This window comes from Bacillus sp. 3a, from assembly GCF_017161885.1.
In the GTDB taxonomy this organism is placed as follows: Bacteria; Bacillota; Bacilli; order Bacillales; family Bacillaceae; genus Bacillus; species Bacillus safensis.
This window is the reverse complement of sequence record NZ_CP067376.1, coordinates 2,828,564-2,852,247: the sequence shown is the minus strand read 5'-3', so window position 1 is coordinate 2,852,247 and position 23,684 is coordinate 2,828,564. Positions and strand designations below refer to the sequence as shown.

General features: G+C 41.5%; 19 protein-coding genes. 17 read left to right on the top strand and 2 right to left on the bottom strand.

The genetic code is table 11. From position 1 onward, the window contains the following. Positions 1 to 264 precede the first annotated feature (264 nt). From JJ692_RS14465 to JJ692_RS14445, 5 genes are all read left to right on the top strand, one after another. Positions 265 to 936, top strand: coding sequence for a hypothetical protein (locus tag JJ692_RS14465; RefSeq protein WP_087977256.1), 672 nt, complete (start codon positions 265 to 267; stop codon positions 934 to 936). Positions 937 to 1,245: 309 nt separating this feature from the next. After that, complete coding sequence (locus tag JJ692_RS14460) at positions 1,246 to 2,562, top strand: polysaccharide biosynthesis protein (protein WP_024424690.1); 1,317 nt, start codon at positions 1,246 to 1,248, stop codon at positions 2,560 to 2,562. A 54-nt stretch (positions 2,563 to 2,616) separates the two neighbouring features. Continuing rightward, on the top strand, positions 2,617 to 3,105 hold the full coding sequence (stoA, locus tag JJ692_RS14455) for an endospore biogenesis thiol-disulfide oxidoreductase StoA (protein ID WP_034623351.1): 489 nt from the start codon (positions 2,617 to 2,619) through the stop codon (positions 3,103 to 3,105). 289 nt (positions 3,106 to 3,394) lie between these two features. Beyond that, positions 3,395 to 5,314, top strand: a complete 1,920-nt coding sequence (locus JJ692_RS14450; RefSeq protein ID WP_034623349.1) for a heavy metal translocating P-type ATPase — start codon at positions 3,395 to 3,397, stop codon at positions 5,312 to 5,314. A 104-nt stretch (positions 5,315 to 5,418) separates the two neighbouring features. Then, positions 5,419 to 6,513 (top strand): M24 family metallopeptidase, encoded by a 1,095-nt coding sequence (locus JJ692_RS14445; protein WP_206533897.1) that lies wholly within the window; start codon positions 5,419 to 5,421, stop codon positions 6,511 to 6,513. Positions 6,514 to 6,567: 54 nt separating this feature from the next. Here the strand turns inward: JJ692_RS14445 and JJ692_RS14440 are convergent, their stop codons facing one another. Then, positions 6,568 to 6,711, bottom strand: a complete 144-nt coding sequence (locus tag JJ692_RS14440) for a hypothetical protein (RefSeq protein ID WP_172643420.1) — start codon at positions 6,709 to 6,711, stop codon at positions 6,568 to 6,570. Between the two features lie 93 nt (positions 6,712 to 6,804). On the opposite strand from JJ692_RS14440, the gene JJ692_RS14435 reads away from it, so the two are divergent. The 10 genes from JJ692_RS14435 (at position 6,805) to JJ692_RS14390 (ending at position 18,358) form a co-directional block, all read left to right on the top strand. After that, positions 6,805 to 7,794: a LacI family DNA-binding transcriptional regulator gene (locus JJ692_RS14435; protein ID WP_044331922.1), complete on the top strand. Its 990-nt coding sequence runs from the start codon at positions 6,805 to 6,807 to the stop codon at positions 7,792 to 7,794. Positions 7,795 to 7,849: 55 nt separating this feature from the next. Next, on the top strand, positions 7,850 to 8,704 hold the full coding sequence (gene glcT, locus JJ692_RS14430; RefSeq protein ID WP_024424695.1) for a glucose PTS transporter transcription antiterminator GlcT: 855 nt from the start codon (positions 7,850 to 7,852) through the stop codon (positions 8,702 to 8,704). 202 nt (positions 8,705 to 8,906) lie between these two features. Continuing rightward, positions 8,907 to 11,006, top strand: a complete 2,100-nt coding sequence (ptsG, locus tag JJ692_RS14425) for a glucose-specific PTS transporter subunit IIBC (RefSeq protein ID WP_024426846.1) — start codon at positions 8,907 to 8,909, stop codon at positions 11,004 to 11,006. Between the two features lie 93 nt (positions 11,007 to 11,099). Then, the gene (locus JJ692_RS14420; protein WP_003211078.1) at positions 11,100 to 11,366 is read left to right on the top strand and encodes a phosphocarrier protein HPr; all 267 of its coding nucleotides are present in this window, start codon (positions 11,100 to 11,102) and stop codon (positions 11,364 to 11,366) included. Then, the gene (ptsP, locus tag JJ692_RS14415; protein ID WP_024426847.1) at positions 11,366 to 13,084 is read left to right on the top strand and encodes a phosphoenolpyruvate--protein phosphotransferase; all 1,719 of its coding nucleotides are present in this window, start codon (positions 11,366 to 11,368) and stop codon (positions 13,082 to 13,084) included. The genes JJ692_RS14420 and ptsP overlap by 1 nt, the downstream gene beginning before the upstream one ends. Positions 13,085 to 13,199: 115 nt before the next feature. Next, positions 13,200 to 13,427, top strand: a complete 228-nt coding sequence (locus tag JJ692_RS14410) for a transcriptional regulator SplA domain-containing protein (protein WP_003211490.1) — start codon at positions 13,200 to 13,202, stop codon at positions 13,425 to 13,427. Positions 13,428 to 13,509: 82 nt separating this feature from the next. Beyond that, on the top strand, positions 13,510 to 14,538 hold the full coding sequence (splB, locus tag JJ692_RS14405; RefSeq protein WP_024424698.1) for a spore photoproduct lyase: 1,029 nt from the start codon (positions 13,510 to 13,512) through the stop codon (positions 14,536 to 14,538). 113 nt (positions 14,539 to 14,651) lie between these two features. After that, the gene (locus JJ692_RS14400) at positions 14,652 to 16,613 is read left to right on the top strand and encodes a methyl-accepting chemotaxis protein (RefSeq protein ID WP_122631263.1); all 1,962 of its coding nucleotides are present in this window, start codon (positions 14,652 to 14,654) and stop codon (positions 16,611 to 16,613) included. A gap of 73 nt (positions 16,614 to 16,686) precedes the next feature. Next, positions 16,687 to 17,472: an SDR family oxidoreductase gene (locus JJ692_RS14395; RefSeq protein WP_044331932.1), complete on the top strand. Its 786-nt coding sequence runs from the start codon at positions 16,687 to 16,689 to the stop codon at positions 17,470 to 17,472. 13 nt (positions 17,473 to 17,485) lie between these two features. Further along, positions 17,486 to 18,358 (top strand): NAD(P)-dependent oxidoreductase, encoded by an 873-nt coding sequence (locus tag JJ692_RS14390; RefSeq protein ID WP_151039407.1) that lies wholly within the window; start codon positions 17,486 to 17,488, stop codon positions 18,356 to 18,358. A 61-nt stretch (positions 18,359 to 18,419) separates the two neighbouring features. Here JJ692_RS14390 and JJ692_RS14385 read toward each other — a convergent pair whose 3' ends face one another. Continuing rightward, the gene (locus JJ692_RS14385) at positions 18,420 to 19,220 is read right to left on the bottom strand and encodes a CAP domain-containing protein (protein ID WP_073204985.1); all 801 of its coding nucleotides are present in this window, start codon (positions 19,218 to 19,220) and stop codon (positions 18,420 to 18,422) included. 337 nt (positions 19,221 to 19,557) lie between these two features. On the opposite strand from JJ692_RS14385, the gene JJ692_RS14380 reads away from it, so the two are divergent. Further along, entirely contained in the window at positions 19,558 to 21,684 is a 2,127-nt protein-coding gene (locus JJ692_RS14380) for a peptidoglycan D,D-transpeptidase FtsI family protein (protein WP_206533896.1), read from the top strand. Positions 21,685 to 21,840: 156 nt separating this feature from the next. Continuing rightward, a complete protein-coding gene (locus tag JJ692_RS14375; protein WP_206533895.1) occupies positions 21,841 to 23,670 on the top strand; it encodes a PAS domain-containing sensor histidine kinase in 1,830 nt (609 codons plus the stop codon). The last annotated feature ends 14 nt before the right edge of the window (positions 23,671 to 23,684 follow it).

Genomic DNA, 23,684 nt, shown 5'->3' with positions numbered 1-23,684 from the left:
TTTTATTTTTTTACGCCGCCACTTAATAAAAGTCACTGAAAACACAAGAAGTAAAATCGCAATAAGCTTGAAAATAAAGCGAGTGAAGAAAGTAGCATCTTCGAACTCCGTTGCAAAAATACAAGCTCCTATGATTATCCCGATCATGCCTACTACCCAAGTCCAAAACACATCAATCACTCCTCAACTACCTTTTTTTAAAAGAAAAGCATTTTTTATCCATATGTATATTATCGCACAAAAAACAAGGGGGAAATATCCAAATTGAAAAAGTTCATAATCGTGCTTTTAGGCCTGACGCTATTTTTAACAGTTCCATTACAAACCGTAGCCGCAGTAACCCACCAACCTCAAGAAATTAAAGAATCTTATCAAACTAAAATTGAAGGTAAGGTACATACTTTCAATTCCGTGACCAAAGGCAGCACTCAAACAATAACGATTGATAATGGCGAACAAGTTGATACCGTCTCTTTTGACCGAGCAAAAAAAGAACTTCGTATCAACAATGAATTAGTTGAGTTAGAGGAATTTAAAGAAGCTGGAAAAGAATTAATCAATGAAGACGGCGAGATTAGCACAAAGTCAAACAAAGATTACCAATGGAGACTTGTAAAAAACTATAAAAACAAATTCAACATCACTGTTGCTATTGTCGCTCTTGTGACAGGTGCTATTTTAGCATTACCAACGGGGACCGGTGCTATAGCTGGCGCAGTCTTGACACTGAAAGCAGTAGCCATAATAGCTACAGCAGTAACATCCGCTTCAGGATCAACAGGTCAAAAAGTCTTTCATTACACATTCAAAACGTACTACAGTCCGAAAAACGGCTACTGGAACAACAAATTTGTCTTATCTGTCTACAAAGATTCAAAGCGCAAAAAACTTCTAAAAAAGGTTAGCCATCAAACACGACTCGGAAAAAAATATTAAAAAAGAAGCAGGCTCCAGTAAGAGCCTGCTTCAGATTGTTGACAAAGGACTAAAATGTTGTTTATTTTAGCCCTTTGTCTTCTTAATTGTGATATGAAAATCCTTAAATTCTAGGAAGGACAGGTATTGGCGCGGAGCAAGTTTGACATTCATGAACACCAGCACGTGGGACTGACACCAAGCGAGGGTTTGTTACATGCTTAGAGCGATCAATGAGATTGCTCTTTTTTTGTCTTCAATTATTAAAATATTTTTTGGACTTGTCTCATAGAATGTGAAAAGAATTTGCTTTAGACAAGGGGAGGCTACATGAATCGATTTGTAAAAGGGGTCATTCTGCTATCTGTCGCAGCTTTTATTGCGGAGTGTATAGAGTTTTTAGTCAATATGATTTTAGCGAGAGAGCTTGGAGAACATGGAATGGGTTTATATATGAGTATCCTTCCAATCATCATGCTTGTCCTTGTGATCGCCAGTTTAGAGCTGCCAGTCTCCATTTCTAAATTCATTGCAGAATCACATGAGCGTCTCCACAAAAGCATGCTCCGTCATGCTTTTAAAATGACACTTGTGGTGACAAGTACAACAACAGCTATAGCAGCCATTGTACTGCCTTTCATTCCAGTGTTTCAGTCGTATCATCCGCTGATGAAGGGCCTAGTGCTGTCACTTATCCCGATTATTGCGTTTACCTCCATTGCCCGCGGCTATTTTATGGGAAAGCAGCAAATGGGCAGAATTGCTTTAGCCAATATGCTGAAGAAAACGATCCAGCTTATCTGCTTGTTTTTGTTTTTTCATTGGTATTCGTTTGATATTGAAACAGCAGTACTCATCGCCATTGGTGTCATTGTTGCGAGTGATCTTGTTGTCTTTATTTATTTATACTCCCAATACGTCATGGCAAAAAATGCTGTGAATGTCAGGTCTGTTGAATTAAGAGGAAGTGATGTGCGAAAGCGCCTATTAGCCGTTTCCATTCCGACAACGGGCATGCGCATCTTTCATGCGATTGCCAATGCTGTTGAACCATTTTTAATCAAAGGAGCGCTCGTGGCAGCAGGCATTTCTGGAACACTTGCTGTTGATCATTATGGCATGCTGGCTGGTGTCGCAATGTCGATCGGGTTTTTCCCAGCGTTTATCGCTCATTCCATCATGATTGTGATGATTCCGAGTGTCTCTGAAGCCTATGCTTTAGGTCAGTATGATCTGGTGAAAAAACGTGTCAGACAGGCGATTCTCATAACGTTTGGATACGGGGTGCCGGCAGTGATGGTGATGTATTATTTTGCTTACCCGCTCACACAGCTTTTTTTTGATTCACCGCAAGCTGCTGTCTATTTACAGCTGCTTTGGCCATACTTTTTATGCCATCTGTTTGTGATGCCGTTTCAAGCATGTTTAATCGGAATGGGGCTCATCAAAGATGTGTTCCTACATAATATATGGGTGCATGTCGTCTCTTTTTCTATGGTGTATTTCCTTGGTTCAATTGAAAGCTTGAATATGATGGGGGTCATTTTAGGGATGAACACAGGCATGCTACTTTTGACTGCGCTGCATTATGCGACGATTTGTAAGGAGCTCGGCGTTTCAATGTTTCTTACATTGAAAAAAGCTTGAATGTCATCGTCATCGAGAGGGCAAGCTATAAGAAAACTGGGAAGGAAGATCCTGATGAATCGTAAACATCTACCCGCCAGTCTTCTGATGATGAGCGTGCTTCTATTTCTCATGAGCGCAGTAGCAGAAGCAAAAGAGCCTGTGATGGCGCCAAGGATAGAGGCGCCGACATTAAATGGTGACATGCAGATGGTTCCCGAAAAAGGGAAAAAGACCATTTTGCATTTTTGGACAACATGGTGCCCGTCCTGCAAAATGGAGCTGCCCGAATTTGAACAGATTGTGAAAGAAAATCAGAGTGATGTTGACATATTGACCGTGAATTTACTAGGTGCTGAACAAAGTAAACATGCTGTTGCCCAATTTGTGAAAGACAGAAGGTTTACATTCCCGATCATCCTAGATGAACACGGAGAAATGATGAAGAAATATCAAATCATCACCATCCCAACGACCTTTTTGATTAACGAAAAAGGAGAAGTGGTGAAAAATCATGTAGGTCCACTGACGAAAAAACAAATCAAAGAGTGGACAAATCCGTAGAACAAATCCTTTATGTGAAAGAACCAATTCTGTTGGTTCTTTTTTGTGTTCCTTTGCTTTTCATCTGAATACACTGTGCTCAGAAGAAGACGGAACGATCTATATCAATAATGATAATTATTATCAAAAAGAAATTATAATAATTATTAATTGAAAATTGATCAGAACCTGTTATAATGAGTTACAGACCAATAAAAAGCTTGAAATAGCAGAAAATATAGATGGAAAAAGAAACGGGTAACGATTGATAATGTGAAAACGATTATCAATTAGAGAGGAGAAAACAATCATGAATGAGAATACAGCACTTTATCAAACGACAAATCAAAAGGAATCGAAATGGTCCTTACATAAATGGGCTCAGCACGGAGAATTAATTGCAGCAGGTATCTCGGGGATTCTCATTTTAATTGGATGGATTCTAAAGGATCAGAGCATGTGGAGCATTCCTCTTTTCATCCTAGCTTTTGTTATTGGAGGGTTTGCAAAGGCGAAGGAAGGAATTGAAGAAACGATTTCGTCGAAGACCTTGAATGTGGAACTTTTAATGATTTTCGCAGCAATAGGCTCAGCTCTAATCGGCTATTGGGCAGAAGGCGCTATCTTAATTTTTATTTTCTCACTGAGTGGTGCGCTTGAAACGTATACGTCAAATAAAAGCAAGAAAGATTTAACAGCATTAATGAGCATTGCACCAGATGAAGCAACTTTAATTGAAGAAGACGGTACGACCATTCAAATCGCCGCTTCTTCATTAACACCAGGTGACCGGATTATGGTCAAAGCTGGGGAACGCATTGCAGCAGATGGTGTCATTTTAAGCGGGAGAACAAGTGTGGATGAATCTGCCCTCACAGGCGAATCTATTCCACAGGAAAAAGGGCAGGGGGAAGACGTATTTGCAGGAACAGTGAATTTAAATGGTTCCTTAACAGTGGAAGTCACGAAACATAATGAAGAAACGTTATTCCATAAAATTATTAAACTTGTCGAATCCGCTCAAGAAAGTGTTTCGCCAAGCCAGGCATTTATCGAAAAATTCGAGGGTGTCTATGTAAAAGGTGTGCTGATCACCGTCGCGGTATTAATGGTTCTGCCTCATTTTGTCCTCGGCTGGAGCATGAGTGAAACCTTCTATCGGGCTATGGTGTTTATGGTCGTTGCTTCACCTTGTGCTCTTGTTGCATCCATTATGCCAGCCGCACTGTCATTGATCTCAAATGGCGCAAGAAATGGAATGCTTGTTAAAGGAAGTGTCTTTTTAGAAAAACTAGGCACGAGCAGCATGATTGCTTTTGATAAAACGGGGACGATTACAAGCGGGAAGCCAGCCGTAGAACAAGTTGTCATGACGAAAGGGCAGGATGAATCTGCTTTTTACCAGGCACTTTATCAAATTGAGAGTCAATCAAACCACCCATTAGCGAAAGCAATTTCTGATATGGCAAAAGAGCACCAAACAGAAAGAACAGTCCATGTCACCATTGAAGAAACCTCTGGATTTGGTGTGAAAGCACAATTAAATGGAGAAACGTGGCGGATTGGGAAGAAAGACTTTGCGGGTAAGGCGTCAATCGACCGCGAGATTGAAGAGACAGGTGATGACCTTTCAGCGCAAGGATACACAGTGGTCTACGTTCAAAAGGATGAAAAAGTTGTTGGCTGTCTTGGCCTTAAGGATCAAATCAGACCTGAAGCCAAAAAAATGATTCAAGAACTAAATGATTTAGGCATCCAGACCGTCATGCTGACAGGAGATCAGCAAAAAACGGCTGAAGCCATTGCGCAGGAAGCCGGCATCCAAACCGTAGTGGCTGAATGTCTTCCAGATGAAAAGGTACATGAGGTCAATCAATTAAAAAAACAAGGTAATTCAATCATCATGGTAGGAGACGGAATCAATGATGCACCAGCGCTTGCCACAGCAGATGTTGGGGTTGCGATGGGCGGAGGCACAGACGTTGCCTTAGAAACAGCGGATCTCATCTTAATGAAGAACAATTTAAATAACCTAACAAAGATGATCCGTCTTTCAAGAAAAATGAATCGAATCATTAAGCAAAACATTATTTTCTCATTAACGGTGATCTGTCTGTTAATTTGTGCGAATTTCTTACAAGTGCTTGATTTGCCTTTTGGCGTCATCGGGCATGAAGGAAGTACGATTTTGGTCATTTTAAATGGTCTGCGTCTGCTTCGTGCATCTTAAATCAATCATCAGGGCGCACTGGATTCATGCCAGTGCGCTTTTGTGCGAAATAAAGCAAAAACTGATACAATAGATCAGTAGTAAAACGTGTGAGGAGGATCATGATGAACCGAATGAAGAGCTTGTCTTCTTGGCTTAAGAAAGAAGACATTCAAGGTGCATTTATACATACAAAGGAAAATGTGTTTTATCTATCTGGATACTTCACAGAGCCGCATGAAAGAGTGATGGGGCTGTTTGTGTTCCAAGAGGCAGAACCATTTTTTATTTTGCCTAAAATGGAAGTCGAGCAGGCAAAAAATGCAGGATGGTCCGGCGATATCATTGGATATGAAGATCATGAGAATCCATTTGATTTCATTCAATCAGCGATAGAAAAACGAGGTATTCAAGCGGCGCGTCTTGCCATTGAAAAAGAATCAATTCCGCTTCAAAGAGCAGAAGAGCTCCAAGCTGTTACCGGGGCAGAAACGTTCGTCCGGGCTGAAGATGCGCTCAATCAGCTCAGACTGATTAAAGATGAATCTGAAATTGCTACACTCAAAAAAGCGGCTCAATTGGCAGATGAAGGTGTAAAGATTGGGGTTAACGCCTTAAAAGAAGGAATCACAGAAACAGAAGTGCTCGCTGTCATAGAATATGAACTAAAGAAAAAAGGCATTCAAGGTATGTCCTTTTCAACTATGGTTCTCTTTGGTGAAAAATCAGGCGAGCCTCATGGAAATCCGGGACAGGCAGCCTTAAAAAAAGGTGATTTTGTGTTATTTGACCTTGGCGTCATTGTCGATGGATATTGCTCAGATATCACAAGAACATTCATCTATCAGGAAGCTTCTGAAAAGCAAAAGGACATCTATCAAACCGTCTTAAATGCAGAAATGGCAGCACTTGAAATGAGTAAGCCCGGCGTGAGAATCGGTGATCTTGATTTAAAAGCCCGCGGGCTGATCACAGAAGCGGGATATGGTGAATATTTCCCTCATCGTCTCGGACATGGGTTAGGGGTTTCTGTTCATGAGTTTCCTTCTATGAGTCAGGCAAATGACGACCTTCTGCAAGAAGGTATGGTGTATACGATTGAACCAGGAATTTATGTCCCAGGAGTCGGCGGCGTAAGAATTGAAGATGATGTTCTCATTACGGCAGATGGTCCAGTCACCTTAACCAATTATCCGAAAGAGCTGACGATCATCAAGTAATGAAAAAAATCACGATGAACGTCCAGGTCTTGGAAGTGTCATCGTGATTTTTTATCACTCTTCTCGATCCTTATCAACAAAAAAATCATCAATTGATTGAAACGATTTGATTTTATGTTCTTTTCCTAAAGGATGTAATGCAAAACGAGCAGAAAACAAAACAGTCATACATAATATAATCCATATGATGAAACCCATCTTGAATTCCCCTTTCCATCCAGTGATTTGTTCAGCTCACATACATCTTAAAGTATGAAACGCTTACCATATCAAGAGAAAGTAGGAGAAAAAATGGCAAACATAAGGGAGATTGCGAAAAGAGCGGGCGTATCTGTGACAACCGTATCACGTGTGTTGAATGAGCATCCTTATGTTAAAGAAGAAAAAAGGGAACGTGTTCTACAAGCGATGAAAGAGCTCAAGTATACGAGAAACATCCAGGCGGTCCATTTAGCGAAGGGCTATTCGAATATGCTTGGCATCGTCCTTCCAAACATTGAACACTCTTATTTCAGTGCACTCGTCACAGGTATTGCAGAAAAAGCACAGGCGCGCGGCATGCATTTTGCTTTATTTCAAACAGGATATGACCCATTAAAAGAAAAAGAAGCGTTAATGAGTTTAAAAGAGCGCCGTGTAGATGGTTTAATATTTTGTTCAAATGCGTTAAGTGATGGTCACATTTTAAAGTGGCAGGAATCAGGGCCGATTATATTTTGTCATCCTGCACCGCACGATCAATGCTCAACCGTGTCGATTGCGCATGATCAAGCATTTAAGGAAGGCCTGCATCATTTGGCGGCATGCGGCCATCAACGAATTGCGATCGTTCTCGCCAGAACAGAAGGAGCGAATAGCGAGTCGCGACTTCAGGCTTATCAAGACATGATGCAATCGCTCGGGCAGACCATTGATGAGAAGTGGATCATCGAAGGGAAGTTATCCCTGCTTGATGGGAAGCAATTATTTGCAGAATGGCAGGAAATGAAAAATCGTCCTACAGCTTTATTTATTACAAATGACGAAGTCTCTGCCGGCTTTTTATTAGAGGCGCAGCGTCAAGACATAAAAGTAGGAGAATCACCAGCCATACTCAGCTTTCAAAATAACCAATTGAGTGAGGCTTTGGGGATTTCCAGCATTCATATTCCCCTCAAACAAATGGGACAGGAAGCGTTTGACTTGTTTGACCGGGCATTAAAGGGAGAGAAATCAGAAAAAAGAATGCTGCCATTTCGCCTGATTGAGCGAACAACAACCGTTTTGAAAAACAATCGTTGACGCACGTTTCATCTGTTTTGTACGATAAGAGGGATTGAATAAGAAGGAGGTGGGGATGTTCATGGAATCCTTCACCGTTGATAAAGCGTTAAATAATAATGTCATCATCGCAAGACACCCTTCTTTGGGCGAAGTGGTTCTGATTGGGAAAGGGATCGGCTTCGGTAAAAAATCGGGGGATCTTCTCGATCAAGACGTGTTTGAAAAAATGTTTGTGTTAAAAAACACGAAGGAACAAACAGAATATAAACAACTGCTTCATCATATTGATGAGAACATGATCGAGCTTGCCAATGACGTCATTTATCATATACGAGAAAAAATGGGACAACGATTGAATGAGCATATACATGTTGCACTGACCGACCATATTGCGTTTAGTTTTAAGCGGGTGCAGCAAGGCTATGATATCACGAACCCTTTTATGCTTGAGACGCAATCGCTTTACCCGAAAGAATACGAGGTTGCAAAGGAAGTCGTTGAACTGATTAACGAGCGGCCAGATGTCGAAACGAAGCTGCCAGAAGGAGAAATTGGCTTTATAGCGCTTCATATCCATTCAGCTTTGACGAATCGGCCATTATCTGAAGTGAACCGTCATTCGCAGCTCATTACACAAATGGTCCAAGTCATTGAAGATTCATTTCATATGAAAGTAGACAGAGAAAGTATTCATTATTTACGCTTATTACGCCATATTACGTTTTCAATTGAGCGTATTAAACGGGGAGAATCATTAGAGGAGCCAGAAAAATTGCTTCATCTATTGAAAAATGAATATCCTTTATGCTACAATACTGCTTGGAAAATGATCAAAATTTTGCAGCATGCATTGAAAAAGCCTGTACAGGATGCTGAGGCTGTCTACCTGACACTTCATCTGTACAGATTGACAAATAAAATTTCATAGTTTCCTTGAAACGTGTAACTGATTCGATCAGGCATGAGTGACTTAAGGTAAATACAGGATAAGATCCTGTTATTTGCGCAACCTTATATCACCATGCCTTTTTTTGCGTTTGAAAGTGAAATGTAAACGGTTAATTATGAAATGTACGTCAGGGAGCATCCCAAATGTATGTTGTAAGCGAAAACAAAAGGAGGTTCAACCAGTGTTTAAATCACTTTTTGGTGTGTTGCAAAAAATTGGACGAGCACTCATGCTTCCAGTTGCGATCCTTCCTGCTGCTGGTATTTTACTGGCACTTGGGAATGCGATGCAAAATCCGCAGCTGATTGATGTAGCTCAATTTTTAAGCAATGATACAATTCAGCTTGTTGCAAGTGTCATGGAGAATGCGGGGAACATCGTCTTCTCGAATCTTCCGCTATTATTTGCTGTAGGGGTTGCCATCGGTCTTGCCAATGGAGACGGAGTGGCAGGGATTGCCGCTATCATCGGTTACCTTGTCATGAACGTCACGATGAGTGCCGTATTAATGGCTAACGGATCCATTCCATCCGATTCACTCAAACTGGCTAAGTTCTTCAAGGAAAGCCATCCAGCATATATTAATATGCTCGGCATACCGACCTTGTCTACCGGCGTTTTTGGCGGGATTATCGTCGGGGTATTAGCAGCTTATATGTATAATAAATTTTACAAAATTGAGCTCCCGCAATATCTTGGCTTCTTTGCTGGTAAGCGTTTTGTTCCAATCGTTACTTCTATTTCAGCACTTATTTTAGGGCTATTGATGCTAGTCATTTGGCCGCCAATCCAAGGTGCACTGAACTCATTTTCAACAGGACTGCTCGCAGCGAATGAGCCGCTGGCTGCCTTTGTATTCGGTGTCATTGAACGATCATTAATTCCGTTTGGTCTGCACCACATTTTCTACTCACCATTCTGGTATGAGTTCTTTAGCTACAAGAGCTTATCAGGAGAGCTTGTCCGTGGTGACCAGCGTATTTTCATGGCGCAAATCAAAGATGGTGTACAGCTGACAGCTGGTACATTCATGACAGGGAAATATCCGTTCATGATGTTCGGTCTTCCAGCAGCAGCACTTGCGATTTACCATGAAGCAAAACCAAAGAATAAAAAGCTAGTAGCAGGAATTATGGGATCAGCGGCCCTTACTTCTTTCCTTACAGGGATCACTGAACCGCTTGAATTCTCATTCTTGTTTGTTGCACCAGTATTATTTGCGATTCACTGTGTATTCGCTGGATTATCCTTTATGATAATGGATATTCTAAACGTGAAAATCGGGATGACCTTCTCAGGAGGGTTAATCGACTTCTTCCTATTTGGTATCCTGCCAAATAGAACCGCTTGGTGGCTCGTCATTCCAGTAGGTCTCGTACTTGCTGTCATTTACTACTTCGGATTTAGATTCGCTATTCGCAAATTTAATCTGAAAACACCAGGCCGCGAGGATGAAGCAGCAGATGGAGCAAGTGAGGCGAAGTCTGAAAAAGGTAATGACTTGCCTTATGAAATCCTTGAAGCAATGGGTGATCAAGAAAACATTAAGCACCTGGATGCTTGTATCACGCGTTTACGTGTCACTGTGAATGATCAGAAGAAAGTGGATAAAGACCGTTTGAAAAAGCTTGGCGCTTCTGGTGTTCTCGAAGTAGGGAACAACATTCAGGCCATTTTCGGCCCTCGCTCTGATAACTTAAAAACACAAATGCAGGACATCATTGCAGGCCGCACGCCTCGTCCAGCGAAAGACCCTTCTGCAAAAGAAGAAGTCAGCCAGCAGGTTGAAGAAGTTATTGCAAAACCGCTTCAAAATGAGCAAGGGGAAGAAATTTTTGCTTCACCAATTACAGGGGAGCTTCATCCAATTACAGATGTACCAGATCAAGTATTCTCAGGGAAAATGATGGGTGACGGTTTCGCCATCTTGCCAACAGATGGAACGGTTGTTTCACCGGTAAGAGGGAAGATCTTAAATGTGTTCCCGACGAAACACGCCATTGGCCTGCAGTCTGATGGTGGACTTGAAATTTTGATCCACTTCGGAATTGATACGGTCGGCCTCAAAGGAGAAGGGTTTGAAGCATTTGTACAAGAGGGAGATCAAGTAGAAATCGGTCAAAAACTTTTAGAGGTTGATATTGATAAAATTAAGTCTGAAGTACCATCTTTGATGACTCCAATTGTATTTACCAACTTAAGTGAAGGACAATTTATTGACCTTCAAGCATCCGGTGAAATCAAAGCTGGACAAGAAAACATCATGAAAATTTCAAAATAATTTTCATAACTGCCGTTCTTGTTAGATGACAAGCTCGGCAGTATGATATAATATTGTGGATGTATTAATTGTATAAAAAGGAGATTGATAAAAATGGCTCAACAAACATTCAAAGTAACTGCAGATTCTGGAATTCACGCACGTCCTGCAACAGTTCTTGTACAAACTGCTAGTAAATATGATGCTGATATCAACTTAGAATATAATGGTAAAACAGTGAACCTGAAATCTATTATGGGTGTAATGTCTCTAGGAATTGCGAAAGGTGCTACAATCACAATCTCTGCTTCTGGTTCTGATGAAAATGATGCACTTGCTGCGCTTAAAGACACAATGAAAAGTGAAGGCCTAGGCGAGTAATGCAACAACTGAAAGGAATCGGTGCTTCAGCAGGCGTTGCGATTGCAAAAGCGTATCGTCTGGAAGAACCAGATTTAACAGTTCACCAAAAAGACATCAATGATCCAGAGACAGAAGTGAAGCGTTTTGAAGAAGCAATTCATGTTTCTAAACAAGAACTTGAAGCAATTAAAGAGCATGCGCTAAAAGAGCTTGGCCAAGACAAAGCAGATATCTTTTCTGCCCACCTTCTTGTGTTAAGTGATCCTGAACTGCTAAACCCAGTAAAGGATAAAATCAAATCTGATAAAGTAAATGCTGAGTTTGCTTTAAAAGAAACAGCGACAATGTTTGTCACAATGTTCGAAGCAATGGACAATGAATACATGAAGGAACGTGCAGCGGATATTCGCGACGTAACGAAACGTGTGACTGGCCATTTGCTAGGCGTTGACATTCCAAACCCAAGCATGATTTCTGAAGAAGTCATCATCATTGCTGAAGATTTAACACCTTCTGATACTGCTCAGCTGAACAGACAATTTGTCAAAGGCTTTGCAACAGATATCGGCGGTCGTACTTCTCACTCAGCGATCATGGCAAGATCTATGGAGATTCCAGCAGTTGTTGGGACAAAAGAAGCAACAAAAACGGTGAAAAACGATGATCTGATCATTGTGGATGGTATTAGCGGCGACGTCATCATTCAGCCTTCTGAAGATGAAGTGAAAGCGTATCAAAAAAAGCATGAAGACTACTTAGCTCAAAAAGCGGAATGGGCGAAACTTGTTGACCAGCCAACGGTTACAAAAGACGGCGTTCACGTAGAGCTAGCTGCAAATATCGGAACACCTGAAGATGTAAAAGGTGTACTTGAAAATGGCGGCGAAGCAGTCGGATTGTACCGTACTGAATTTTTATACATGGGCAGAGACCAGCTTCCTACAGAAGAAGAGCAGTTTGATGCCTATAAAACAGTTTTAGAGAAGATGGAAGGGAAAGCAGTGGTTGTCCGCACACTAGATATTGGTGGCGATAAAGAACTTCCTTACTTGCAGCTTCCAAAAGAAATGAACCCGTTCCTTGGCTATAGAGCCATTCGCCTTTGCCTGGAAGAGCAGGAGATTTTCAGAACACAACTACGCGCCTTACTTCGTGCAAGTACATATGGAAACTTGAAAATCATGTTCCCTATGATCGCGACGTTATCAGAATTTAGAGAAGCAAAAGCCATTTTACTTGAAGAAAAAGAAGCATTGGTTGCCGCTGGTACAGACGTTTCTGATTCCATTGAAATCGGAATGATGGTAGAAATTCCATCAACAGCTGTCATCGCAGACCAATTTGCAAAAGAAGTAGATTTCTTCAGTATTGGAACGAATGATTTGATTCAATACACAATGGCTGCTGATCGAATGAACGAACGAGTGTCTTACCTTTATCAGCCTTACAACCCAGCGATTTTACGTCTTATTACGCTTGTGATCGAAGCAGCGCATAAAGAGGGTAAATGGGTCGGCATGTGCGGAGAGATGGCAGGAGATGAAATCGCAATCCCACTTCTACTTGGATTAGGATTAGATGAATTCTCAATGAGTGCAACATCCATTCTTCCAGCTAGAACGCAGCTAAGCAAGCTTTCTAAAGAAGAAGCTGCATCATTTAAAGAGCATATTTTATCACTTAGCACAACAGAAGAAGTGGTTGATTTCGTCAAGAAGACGTTTCAACAGAACTAAGTGAATGAAAACCAGACAGGTGAGACTGTCTGGTTTTTTTGTCGAATTTTATCATAATGAGTCATATTGGGCAGTGAGAAGGGCACCCTATAATTAAAAAATGGAGGTGACCAGATTGCCTTTCTCAGACTACAAACCGGGTGATCAAGTATATGTGATTTATCGAAATCCACATGCTGCAAACGTAGCACAAATTAAAGAAGCAGAAATTGTTTCACATCCATACAACGAAGAAGAGCTTGCCCTCTTTTTACTTGAAACGTATCATCCACTAGCACCTGATGATGCTGTGTTTCCAACATATGAAGAAGCAGAAGCTCTTTATCAAGACTTGTTTGAATAAGGGAGATTTTAGAAAGGATAAAAGCCATCCTGTGCGGTTAAAGTAACGGTATGAAAACCTTAAAGGTAAGGATGTGCTTAATATGATCAAACCTTTCGTTCCCCAGCTTGTTTACATTGAACCCCGGGCGTTAGAGTACCCGTTAGGACGAGAGCTGAAGGAAAAGTTTGAGGGTATGGGAATCGAAATAAGAGAAACGACTTCACACAACCAGGTCAGAAATATTCCGGGAAAAAATGACTTGCAAAAGTATCGTAATGCGAAGTCAACGCTTGTCATTGGTGTGAGGAAGACATTGAAGTTTGACTCATCTAAACCATCTGCAGAGTATGCGATCCCATTTGCAACAGGGTGTATGGGACATTGTCATTATTGCTATTTGCAAACAACAATGGGAAGTAAGCCGTACATTCGAACGTACGTCAATGTAGAAGAAATATTAGATCAGGCAGAGCAATACATGAACGAGCGGGCGCCGGATATCACGAGATTTGAAGCATCATGTACTTCAGACATCGTAGGAATTGACCATTTGACACATACACTCAAACGAGCGATTGAATACTTTGGGCAGACCGACTTAGGAAAGCTTCGCTTTGTCACGAAGTTCCATCATGTTGATCATCTGTTAGACGCAAAGCATAATGGCCGGACAAGATTCCGTTTTAGTATCAATGCCGATTATGTCATTAAATATTTTGAGCCCGGCACATCACCGCTAGATCAGCGGATTGAAGCGGCTGTAAAGGTCGCAAAGGCAGGCTATCCTCTAGGCTTTATTGTTGCTCCAATCTACATCCATGAAGGCTGGCAGGAAGGATATAAAGTTCTTTTTGAAAAGCTTGATGCAGCTCTTCCTGAAGATGTGAGAGACGATATCACCTTTGAGATGATTCAGCATCGCTTTACAAAACCAGCAAAGCGTGTGATTCAAAAAAACTACCCAAAATCAAAATTAGAGTTGGATGAAGAAAAAAGAAGGTACAAGTGGGGAAGATACGGAATAGGAAAATATATCTATCAAAAAGATGAGGAACAAGAACTAAGAAAGACTTTAGAGTCATATATAGATCAGTACTTTCCTTCTGCAAAAATTGAATATTTTACTTAAAACAAGCCAATAAGGCTTGTTTTTTCTATTTAAATTTTCTTACAACTATTGAATGCGGTATCATTTTGCCGATATATAAATTAAGGTGTGAAAGTAGATGTAGGGGTGATGAGATGTTTAAGAAACTTCAAGTGAGAATAGCTGTTTTCATCTCAGTTATTTTAATTTTAACCGTCGTGGCTGTTCAAGTGGGTTCCAACTTAGTGTTAAGACCACTGATTGAACGAGATGCAAAAACCACCGCAGCAGCAACGGCAGAAAGCATGAAAGACATTATTACAGAAAAGCTTGATAATTACGGCAATACAATTAATAAACTCGCAACAAGTACAATGACTGAAGAATTTGCGCGAAAACAAACCAAGCAAACATTGGCTTTTGAAAACGATGAACTAAAAAACATGCAGGAACAGGATAAGCTCATTTCGTTTGCCTATATTGGAACAAGTGACGGAAAAATGTTCGGCTTTCCGGAGTTCGATCTTGGCGAAGGATATGATCCATCGAAACAAGGCTGGTTTAAACAAGCAGCAGAAAAGCCTGATCAGGTCGTTTGGACAGATCCATATGTCGATGAAGCAACGAAAAAAGTGATTGTCTCAGCCACGAAGGCGATTGTCAAAAATGGAAAAGTCATTGGGGTCGCTGGACTTGATTTGAAGCTGTCGTCTATTCAAACGTATATAAATGAACAAGAGATTCCTTATAAGGGGACCGCTTTCTTAGTTGATGGCACAGGCACCCTTTTGGCGCATCCAACAGAGCAAGGAAAAAACATATCAAAGGTCCCTTCTGTGAAAAAAGCGCTTGACAACTCAGGTGTTGATGACAGCAAAGAACTGACGGTCCTATCTAAAATCAAAGAAGCCGATTGGACGGTTGGTGTCAGCTTTGAGAAAAGTAAACTGCTTTGGATCACAGAACAAATGAATCAGACAAGTATCATTATATCCGTCATTGCCATTATTCTTGCGATAATCCTCAGCTTCTTATTGGCAAGAAGCATTACAACGCCAATCAAGCGTCTAATAGAGCATGTGCGTAAGGTGTCAGAAGGCGATTTAACAAGTACGCTTGCAGTGAAATCCCAAGATGAAATTGGTTCCCTCACGAAAAGCATTAATCAAATGACCGAGGATGTCAGGGAGTTAATTGAAAAAGTGAAAGGGGCTTCAGATCAAGTTGTGAAATCAGCGGATGAAGTGACCCACATTTCAAATGAGACTTTGCTGTCTAGCGAACAGATTGCAACGGCCATTCAAGAGGTGGCAACAGGAGCGACTAAGCAGGCGTCAGATGCAGAAACGATTAATGAAAAATCAGAGTATTTGTATGAGAAAGTGCGCCATATGGGTGAGCTCGCTTCACAAATGCAAACCAACTCGAAATCATCTGAAGATGCAAGCTATAAAGGGCTTGACGCACTTGGTTTGCTCGTCCAAAAATCAACACAAGCGAGTGAAGAATCGAAAAAGGTTGAGCAAATGCTGCTAGACCTTGAGCATAAAACGAAAAATATTGAAAATGTCGTGACCGCCATCTCTGAAATCTCGGATCAAACGAATTTACTTGCACTAAATGCAAGCATTGAAGCAGCGAGAGCAGGAGAAAGCGGACGAGGATTTGCTGTAGTTGCAGAAGAAGTGAGAAAGCTTGCTGAACAATCTGCGCAGTCAACAAAACACATTAGTGAAACCGTCAAACTCATTCAAGATGAATCGAAGAAGGCGGCTGAAGCGATGACAACAGCAAGTAAAATGAATGAGGAACAAGGTGCCGCCATCAATGCAACAGGTGAGGCACTCAGCAGCATCACAATGGAAATGCAGGCACTTGTCGGTTCAATCGACAGTATTCATACACAGATTAATGAAATGACAGAAGAACAGCAGAAGATGAGTGACTCCATTCAAAGTATTGCTGCCATTTCAGAAGAATCTGCTGCCTCAGCTGAGGAAGTGCATGCGTCTACAGATGAACAAGTTCAAGTGTTAGAAAGAACGAAAACCTCAACTGAAATGCTGAACGAATCAAGCCAGGCACTGCGTCAGGCGGTTGACCGATTTAAGGTGTAATGAGCGGAAAGGAACCTTGTGATGTGAGCAAGGTTCTTTTTGTATGATAAAATAAACTAGAGGAGGTGTTGACATGGATGTCAATCTAACTGGAAAAAAAGCATTGGTAGCTGCAAGCAGTCAAGGTATCGGAAAAGCGATTGCCTTTGCTCTAGCAAAAGAGGGAGCAGATGTGATGCTCTCGGGAAGACATGAACAGAAGCTGAAAGAAACAGTCAACGAGCTGTCTCCGCTTGTCAAAGGACAGCTGACTTATCAAGTATGTGATGTATCTGACGCCGGGCAAATCAAGGCGCTTGTTCAAGCGGCGGCTGGTGATGAGAAGTGTCTAGACATTCTTGTGAACAATACAGGCGGGCCTAAAACAGGAACGCTCGACACCTTAACAGATGAAGATTGGATCGAATCATTTCAGCTTCATTTACTCAGCTATATTCGATTATTAAAAGAGGCATTGCCTTATTTGAAAAAACGCGGCGCACGTGTGTTAAATATTGCGTCAATGTCAGTGAAAGAACCGATCCCGGGCTTGATGCTGTCGAATACATTTAGACCGGCCATAGCCGGCTGGACAAAAACAGCCGCTCTGGAGTTTGCAAAGGATGGTATTTTGATCAATACGTTAGCACCGGGAAAAATTGAAACAGACCGTGTGAAACAGCTGGAAAAGCACCGCGCACAAAGAGAGAATCGAACGATTGAAGAAATCAAAGCACAGGCTGAACGAGCGATCCCGCTTGGCCGTTACGGCCAGCCAGAGGAATTTGCAGCATATGCAATGTTTCTTTTATCAGAAGCCAATACATATATGACAGGTCAAACACTGATCATTGATGGTGGATTGACAAAGTCTCTTTAAGGAGGAACAAGTGATGGCACAAATCAAAACAGTTGGTTTTATAGGAATCGGTGTAATGGGTCGCAGTATGGCAGGACATTTAATGGATGCAGGCTATGAAGTGATCGTTTATACAAGAACGAAAGCAAAAGCAGACGCATTGATTCAAAAAGGCGCATCATGGAAGCCGGCAGTAAAGGAGATTGCAGTAAGTGCAGATGCCGTCATTACAATGGTGGGATATCCATCTGATGTAGAAGAGATCTATTTAGGTGAAGATGGGCTTGTGGCACATGCTGCGCCAGGTACATATCTCATTGATATGACAACATCGAAGCCTCAGCTTGCAAAAGAAATTGAGTTGAAAGCGAAGGAAAGAGGTATATTTACATTAGATGCACCTGTATCAGGCGGAGACATAGGAGCCCAAAATGGCACGCTGGCCATTATGATCGGCGGAGAAAGGTCAGCCTATGAAGCCTGTCTGCCGCTATTTGAGCAAATGGGTGAAAACATTCAATATCAAGGACCGGCAGGAAGCGGTCAGCATACAAAAATGTGTAACCAAATTGCCATTGCAGCGGGAATGGTCGGTGTCGCAGAGGCAATGGCCTATGCCGAAAAATCAGGGCTTGATCCAGAGCAGGTGCTCAAAAGCATCACAACAGGTGCAGCCGGCAGCTGGTCTTTGTCAAACCTTGCACCAAGAATGCTGAAAGGCGATTTCGAGCCAGGGTTTTATGTGAAGCATTTTATCAAAGATATGGGCATTGCACTTGAAGAAGCAGAGCTGATGGGGGAAGAAATGCCAGGGCTCTCACTTGCGAAGTCCCTTTATGAAAAGCTGAGCGAACAGGGCGAAGAAAACAGCGGGACCCAGAGCATCTATAAATTATGGGTCAAATAGTTTGCAGCACTCTCAAAACAAACTAAAAACCTGTCCCAAATAGGGACAGGTTTTTTTGATATTATTTTCCGATGAATTGCTGCGTCCAGTAGTTGCCAGATTTCACATAACCAACACCGATATGTGTGAAGCTTTTGTTTAAAATGTTCGCTCTGTGGCCTTCACTGTTCATCCATGCTGTCACAACTTCTTGAGGAGATTTTTGACCTTGGGCAATGTTTTCACCTGCTGATTTGTAAGTGATACCGAATTGCTTCATTTGATCAAATGGAGATCCATAAGTTGGGCTTGTATGAGAGAAATAGTTTTTATCTTTCATATCTTGAGATTTTGCGCGAGCAGATTTGCTTAATTTAGAATCAACAGAAAGGGCCTTTAAGCCTTGTTTTGCACGCTCTTTATTTGTAAGTTCAACCACTTCTTTTTCAAATGCATTTAAGCTGCTGTCTGCTTTTGATGCGGTTGTGTCTTTTTGGTCAGCTTTTGTGTTGCTGTTGTTGTTTGTATTTTCTTTTGCTGGAGTGCTTGGTTTAGAAGCAGTTGGTTTTTTCACTGATTCTTGTTTTTGTTCTTGTTTTGCTTTGTTTACTTCTTTTACTACTTTTGTTCCTGTAACAGGTTGACCGCTTTTGATCAGTTTGTTTAATAGAGCTTCGATCTCTTTTTGATTCGACTTGCTTAGCTTGTTTACATCTGAAGAGATATGTAATTTTGCTGCTAGTGTATGAAGATCAATGGCTTGATGCTGTACATTTATTACTTGTTTCAGGTTAAGCTCCTTCGCATCAGCTGAATGTCCTCCAGTGAACGTGATGAGTGCAGCAGCTGTCAGCGCTGAAAAAAAGAATGATTTCTTCTTCATATTGTAACTCCTCCTAAAATCTTTGTTTTGTTTTCTCACAAAAAATCATACCATGGACTTTTTGTTATAAACGTACCAGCATCCTCCATTGACAATGCAAGTTTGTCATTTTTGTTAAAGTCATCGTAAGAGCCGCTTCATATCAAAGGATAGGGAATTCTTCCATTTAAAGAAAACGACATAAACATACCAATATTTTAAAGTGTTAGTATATTTTTTTGCAGATTAGGGATTGACAGCTTTTTTTCACTCGTTTCGCTGTAACAACTATTACAAAAGTGTTACAATAATGAGTGGTAATTGTAAAAGATTGAAAAGGATGAGAGGAGCTACATAAGTGGGAGAGAAACAGCATCAAGGTGCTGCCGAGCAAAAAAAAATCAAGCGCCGGAACGCCTGGAGAATTAATCTCTTTTTCTTCGCTGTATTTAGTTTATTTGCTGGACTTGTGATCAAGCTTGGTGTGCTGCAAATCGTCAATGGTGAAGATTATAAAAAGCAAGCCAACCGAACAGAGGTCAAAACAGCATCATACCCGTCTCCAAGAGGAAAAATGTATGACGCGAGAGGAAGAGTCGTCGTTGATAACGAAAGTGTACCTGCCATCGTTTATACATCAGAAAGCGGTGTGAAAGCGAAGGATAAGATTAAGGTAGCAAGAAAACTTGCGACTTATATAAAAATGGATACTGATTTTTTGAGAGAGCGTGACATTCGAGATTTTTGGCTGGCGAGCCATCCGAAAGAAGCGGATAAACTCATTTCAAAAGCGGAGAAAAAAGATATCGATGCAAAGGATGTCTATCCGCTTCAAGTAGAGCGTGTCCCAAAGAAAGAAGTCAAAGCGATCGAAAAGGATGCAGAGGAAAAAGCTGTTGCAGCGATCTACCGTAGATTTACAGGCGGATATGCCTTTGAGCCCCAAATCGTGAAGGCAATGAACCCAAACGAAGAGAAAAAAGGGGACGAAAAAGTGGCTTTACTCGATGAAACGAAAGAATCAAAACAAACTTCATCCGTAAGCCTGACATATGAAGAAATTTCACTTGTCTCAGAGCACCTTGATGAACTGCCTGGTGTGAACGTCATCAACGACTGGACAAGAAAATATCCGTATGAAAAGACCCTTTATAATGTACTTGGCGGTGTGACTACACCAGAGCAAGGAATCATTAAAGAGCGTGAAGATTACTATATGGCAAGAGGCTACTCGCGAAATGACCGGGTAGGTAAGAGCTATTTAGAATATCAATACGAGGATTTTCTAAACCCAGAGAAAGCGACCGTTCAATATACACAGGTTGGCGGGAAGCTGCTCGATGAAATCAAGCGGACAGAAGGACGAAGAGGACTTGATCTTGCGCTGACATTTGATATGGAGCTGCAAAAGGAAGTCGACAAAATCGTTGAATCAGAGCTTAGATCCGCCAGCGCGAGAAACTATATGATGGATCGTGCCTTTGTCGTCATGATGGACCCTCACACAGGGGATGTTCTCGCCATGTCAGGCAAGAAAATGGACGGCAGAGACGTCACAGATTATGCGATCGGAACATTTACGACCCAGTACGAAATGGGCTCTGTTGTCAAAGGAGCCACAGTACTTGGCGGTTATCAGGACGGGATGTCACACAACCAAGCCTATATGGATACACCGCTCTATTTTGCAGGAAGTAATGGAAAGGCGAAAAAGTCTTATAAAAATCTAGGATGGGTCAATGACCTTCAAGCACTCCAAAAAAGTTCCAACGTCTACATGTTCCAAGTAGCGATGAGAATGGCGGGCATCACCTATCAAAAGGATGGTCCGTTACCTGCAAGGCCTGAGCACTTACAAAAAATGAGAAACTACTATGCGCAATTCGGTCTTGGCGTGAAAACGGGGATCGATCTGCCGCAGGAATCAAGCGGGATGCAGACGCATCCTAAGACGGTCGGCGGACTCTTGCTTGATGAAGCAATTGGTCAGTACGACACGTATACACCGCTTCAAGTGGCACAATACATGTCGACGATCGCCAACGGAGGCAGCCGTATTCAGCCAAGAGTGGTGAAAAGTGTTCATCTTCCAACGAAGAAGGATGAAGTAGGCCCAGTCGTAAAAAAATATGAGCCGAAGGTGCTGAATACGATTAACAACTCGAAAGCAGATATTGACCGCGTAAAAACGGGACTGAAAATGGTCACATCAACAGGCGGAACTGCCGCTGGCCGATTTGGTCAGCATGATGTCGCGGGAAAAACAGGTACAGCGCAAACGTTCTACTATGGTGCCAACCGCAGCTGGTGGGGAAATTCAACGTACAACTTAACCTTTGGAGGATATTATCCTTCTTCTAATCCAAAGGTGGCGTTTAGTGTCGTGACACCTTATGTCTCAGATAAAGATCCTGTTATTAAAAACATCCCAAGTAAAATTGTGGATAAGTACGTTGAATTACAAAAGAAATATGAAAAACAATAAACCGCAGGGAGCACAGCAGCAGAAAGTGCTCCCTTTTTCCTGAAAATATGGACGTTTCCCTCGATGACAGAAGGAAAATACGGGTTTTCTAGCGAATCTTTTTTATACATCAATCTAAGGACAACCCTAAAAAATGAAAAGGAGGGTCGGACGACGATGGAACAACAAATGAAAGATTCGAATCAATTGTATTCGAACATCGATTTACATGCCGTTCTTTCTTCTAATGGCCGCTTTCTCTACATTTCTTCCAACTGTAAGCAGCTTTTGCTCTATGAACAAAAGGATTTACTAGGGTGTTTTTTGAAAGACTTTGTTCATACCGAAGATCAATTTCTCGTCGAAAGTTATTTTTACAATCAGCACATGCTAGAGGTTTGCCACTTTAGACTGCTAAGAAGTGATCTGACAGCTGTATGGATCGAAGCAAGCATTGATTTTGTTGCTTGTGATGGGTTAGACAACGAAGTAAGTAGAGAAATGATCCTGAAAATGAGGGTGCTGGATACTGAGCCCCAAAAAGCAGCATTTCAAACAACATCAAACGTAGCAGAACAGTCGTTAGGCAGTCTGCCGGCTTTCCAAAATGTCGGTGAAGCTGAACAATTGATTGCCATGCTGCCAAATCCGTTATGTATTACGACTTTAGGGAAAATTGTGTATGCGAATGATGCAATGCTGCAATTAATGGGGGTAAGTGCAAGAGATGACATGATCGGCAAGTCCGCGTTTGATTTTATTGCTGAAGAGTACCATGACATTGTCAGAAGCCGAATAACAAGGCTGCAGCAAGGACTTCCAGTCGGAATGATTGAACAGATATGGAAGCGTCAAGATGGGAGCAGTATTCATATTGAGGTAAAGTCATCACCGACGATTTATCAAAATCAGCGGGCAGAGCTTTTACTGCTAGTGGACATCTCATCCCGTAAAAAATTTCAAACCGTTCTTCAAAAAAGCCGGGAGAGGTATCAGCTGCTCATTCAAAATTCCATTGATACGATTGCGGTCATCCATGATCACAAATGGGTGTTTATGAATGAATCTGGCATTAAATTATTTGAAGCCGAGCATTACGATAAATTAATAGGAAAGGATATCTTTCATCAAATTCATTCCTGTGATCAGCAAAAGGTCAAAAAGAGTTTATCACGTATTATTGAAAGAGCATCAGATTCTGAGATTGTCACAATGAGCTGTCATACGTTTAAACATAAGCTGATTTATACAGAAATGGTCTGTATCCCAACTACATTTTTTGGAGAAACAGCGGTTCAAATTATTTTAAGAGATATCTCCGAACGTAAGCAGACAGAAGAGCTCATGCTCCGCTCTGAAAAATTATCGATTGCAGGCCAATTGGCGGCTGGCATTGCACATGAAATCAGAAACCCATTGACCGCCATCAAAGGCTTTTTACAGCTTATTAAACCGAAAACAAAAGATCGCGATCAATACTTCGAGATTGTTTTCTCTGAGCTGAGCCGAATAGAAATTATCTTGAGTGAGCTGCTAATGCTGGCGAAACCGCAGCAAACGTCCTCAATGCAGACGCTGGATTTGAAAAAAATCATCAGCGAAGTCACAGCCTTATTAGAAACACAAGCGAACTTAAATGGCATTTTAATGAACACAAGTGAGATAGAGGAGGGTCTCCTGATGAACGGAGATCAAAATCAGCTCAAGCAAGTGTTTATCAATTTAATCAAAAATGCCGTAGAATCCATGCCGGACGGAGGAAAGGTAGACATCACAGCCAAAGCAGAAGGTGATGGAATACTTGTCACGATTCGTGATGAAGGGATCGGCATTCCTGAATCGGTGATGAAGCGGATTGGAGAGCCCTTTTTAACCACAAAGGAAAAAGGAACAGGACTTGGCCTCATGGTCACATTTAATATTTTAGAAAATCATAACGGGACGATCCGTGTGGATAGTCAGCCTGAAAAGGGCACCATATTTCACATCATGTTTCCTGCAAAATAAAAACAACGGCAAGA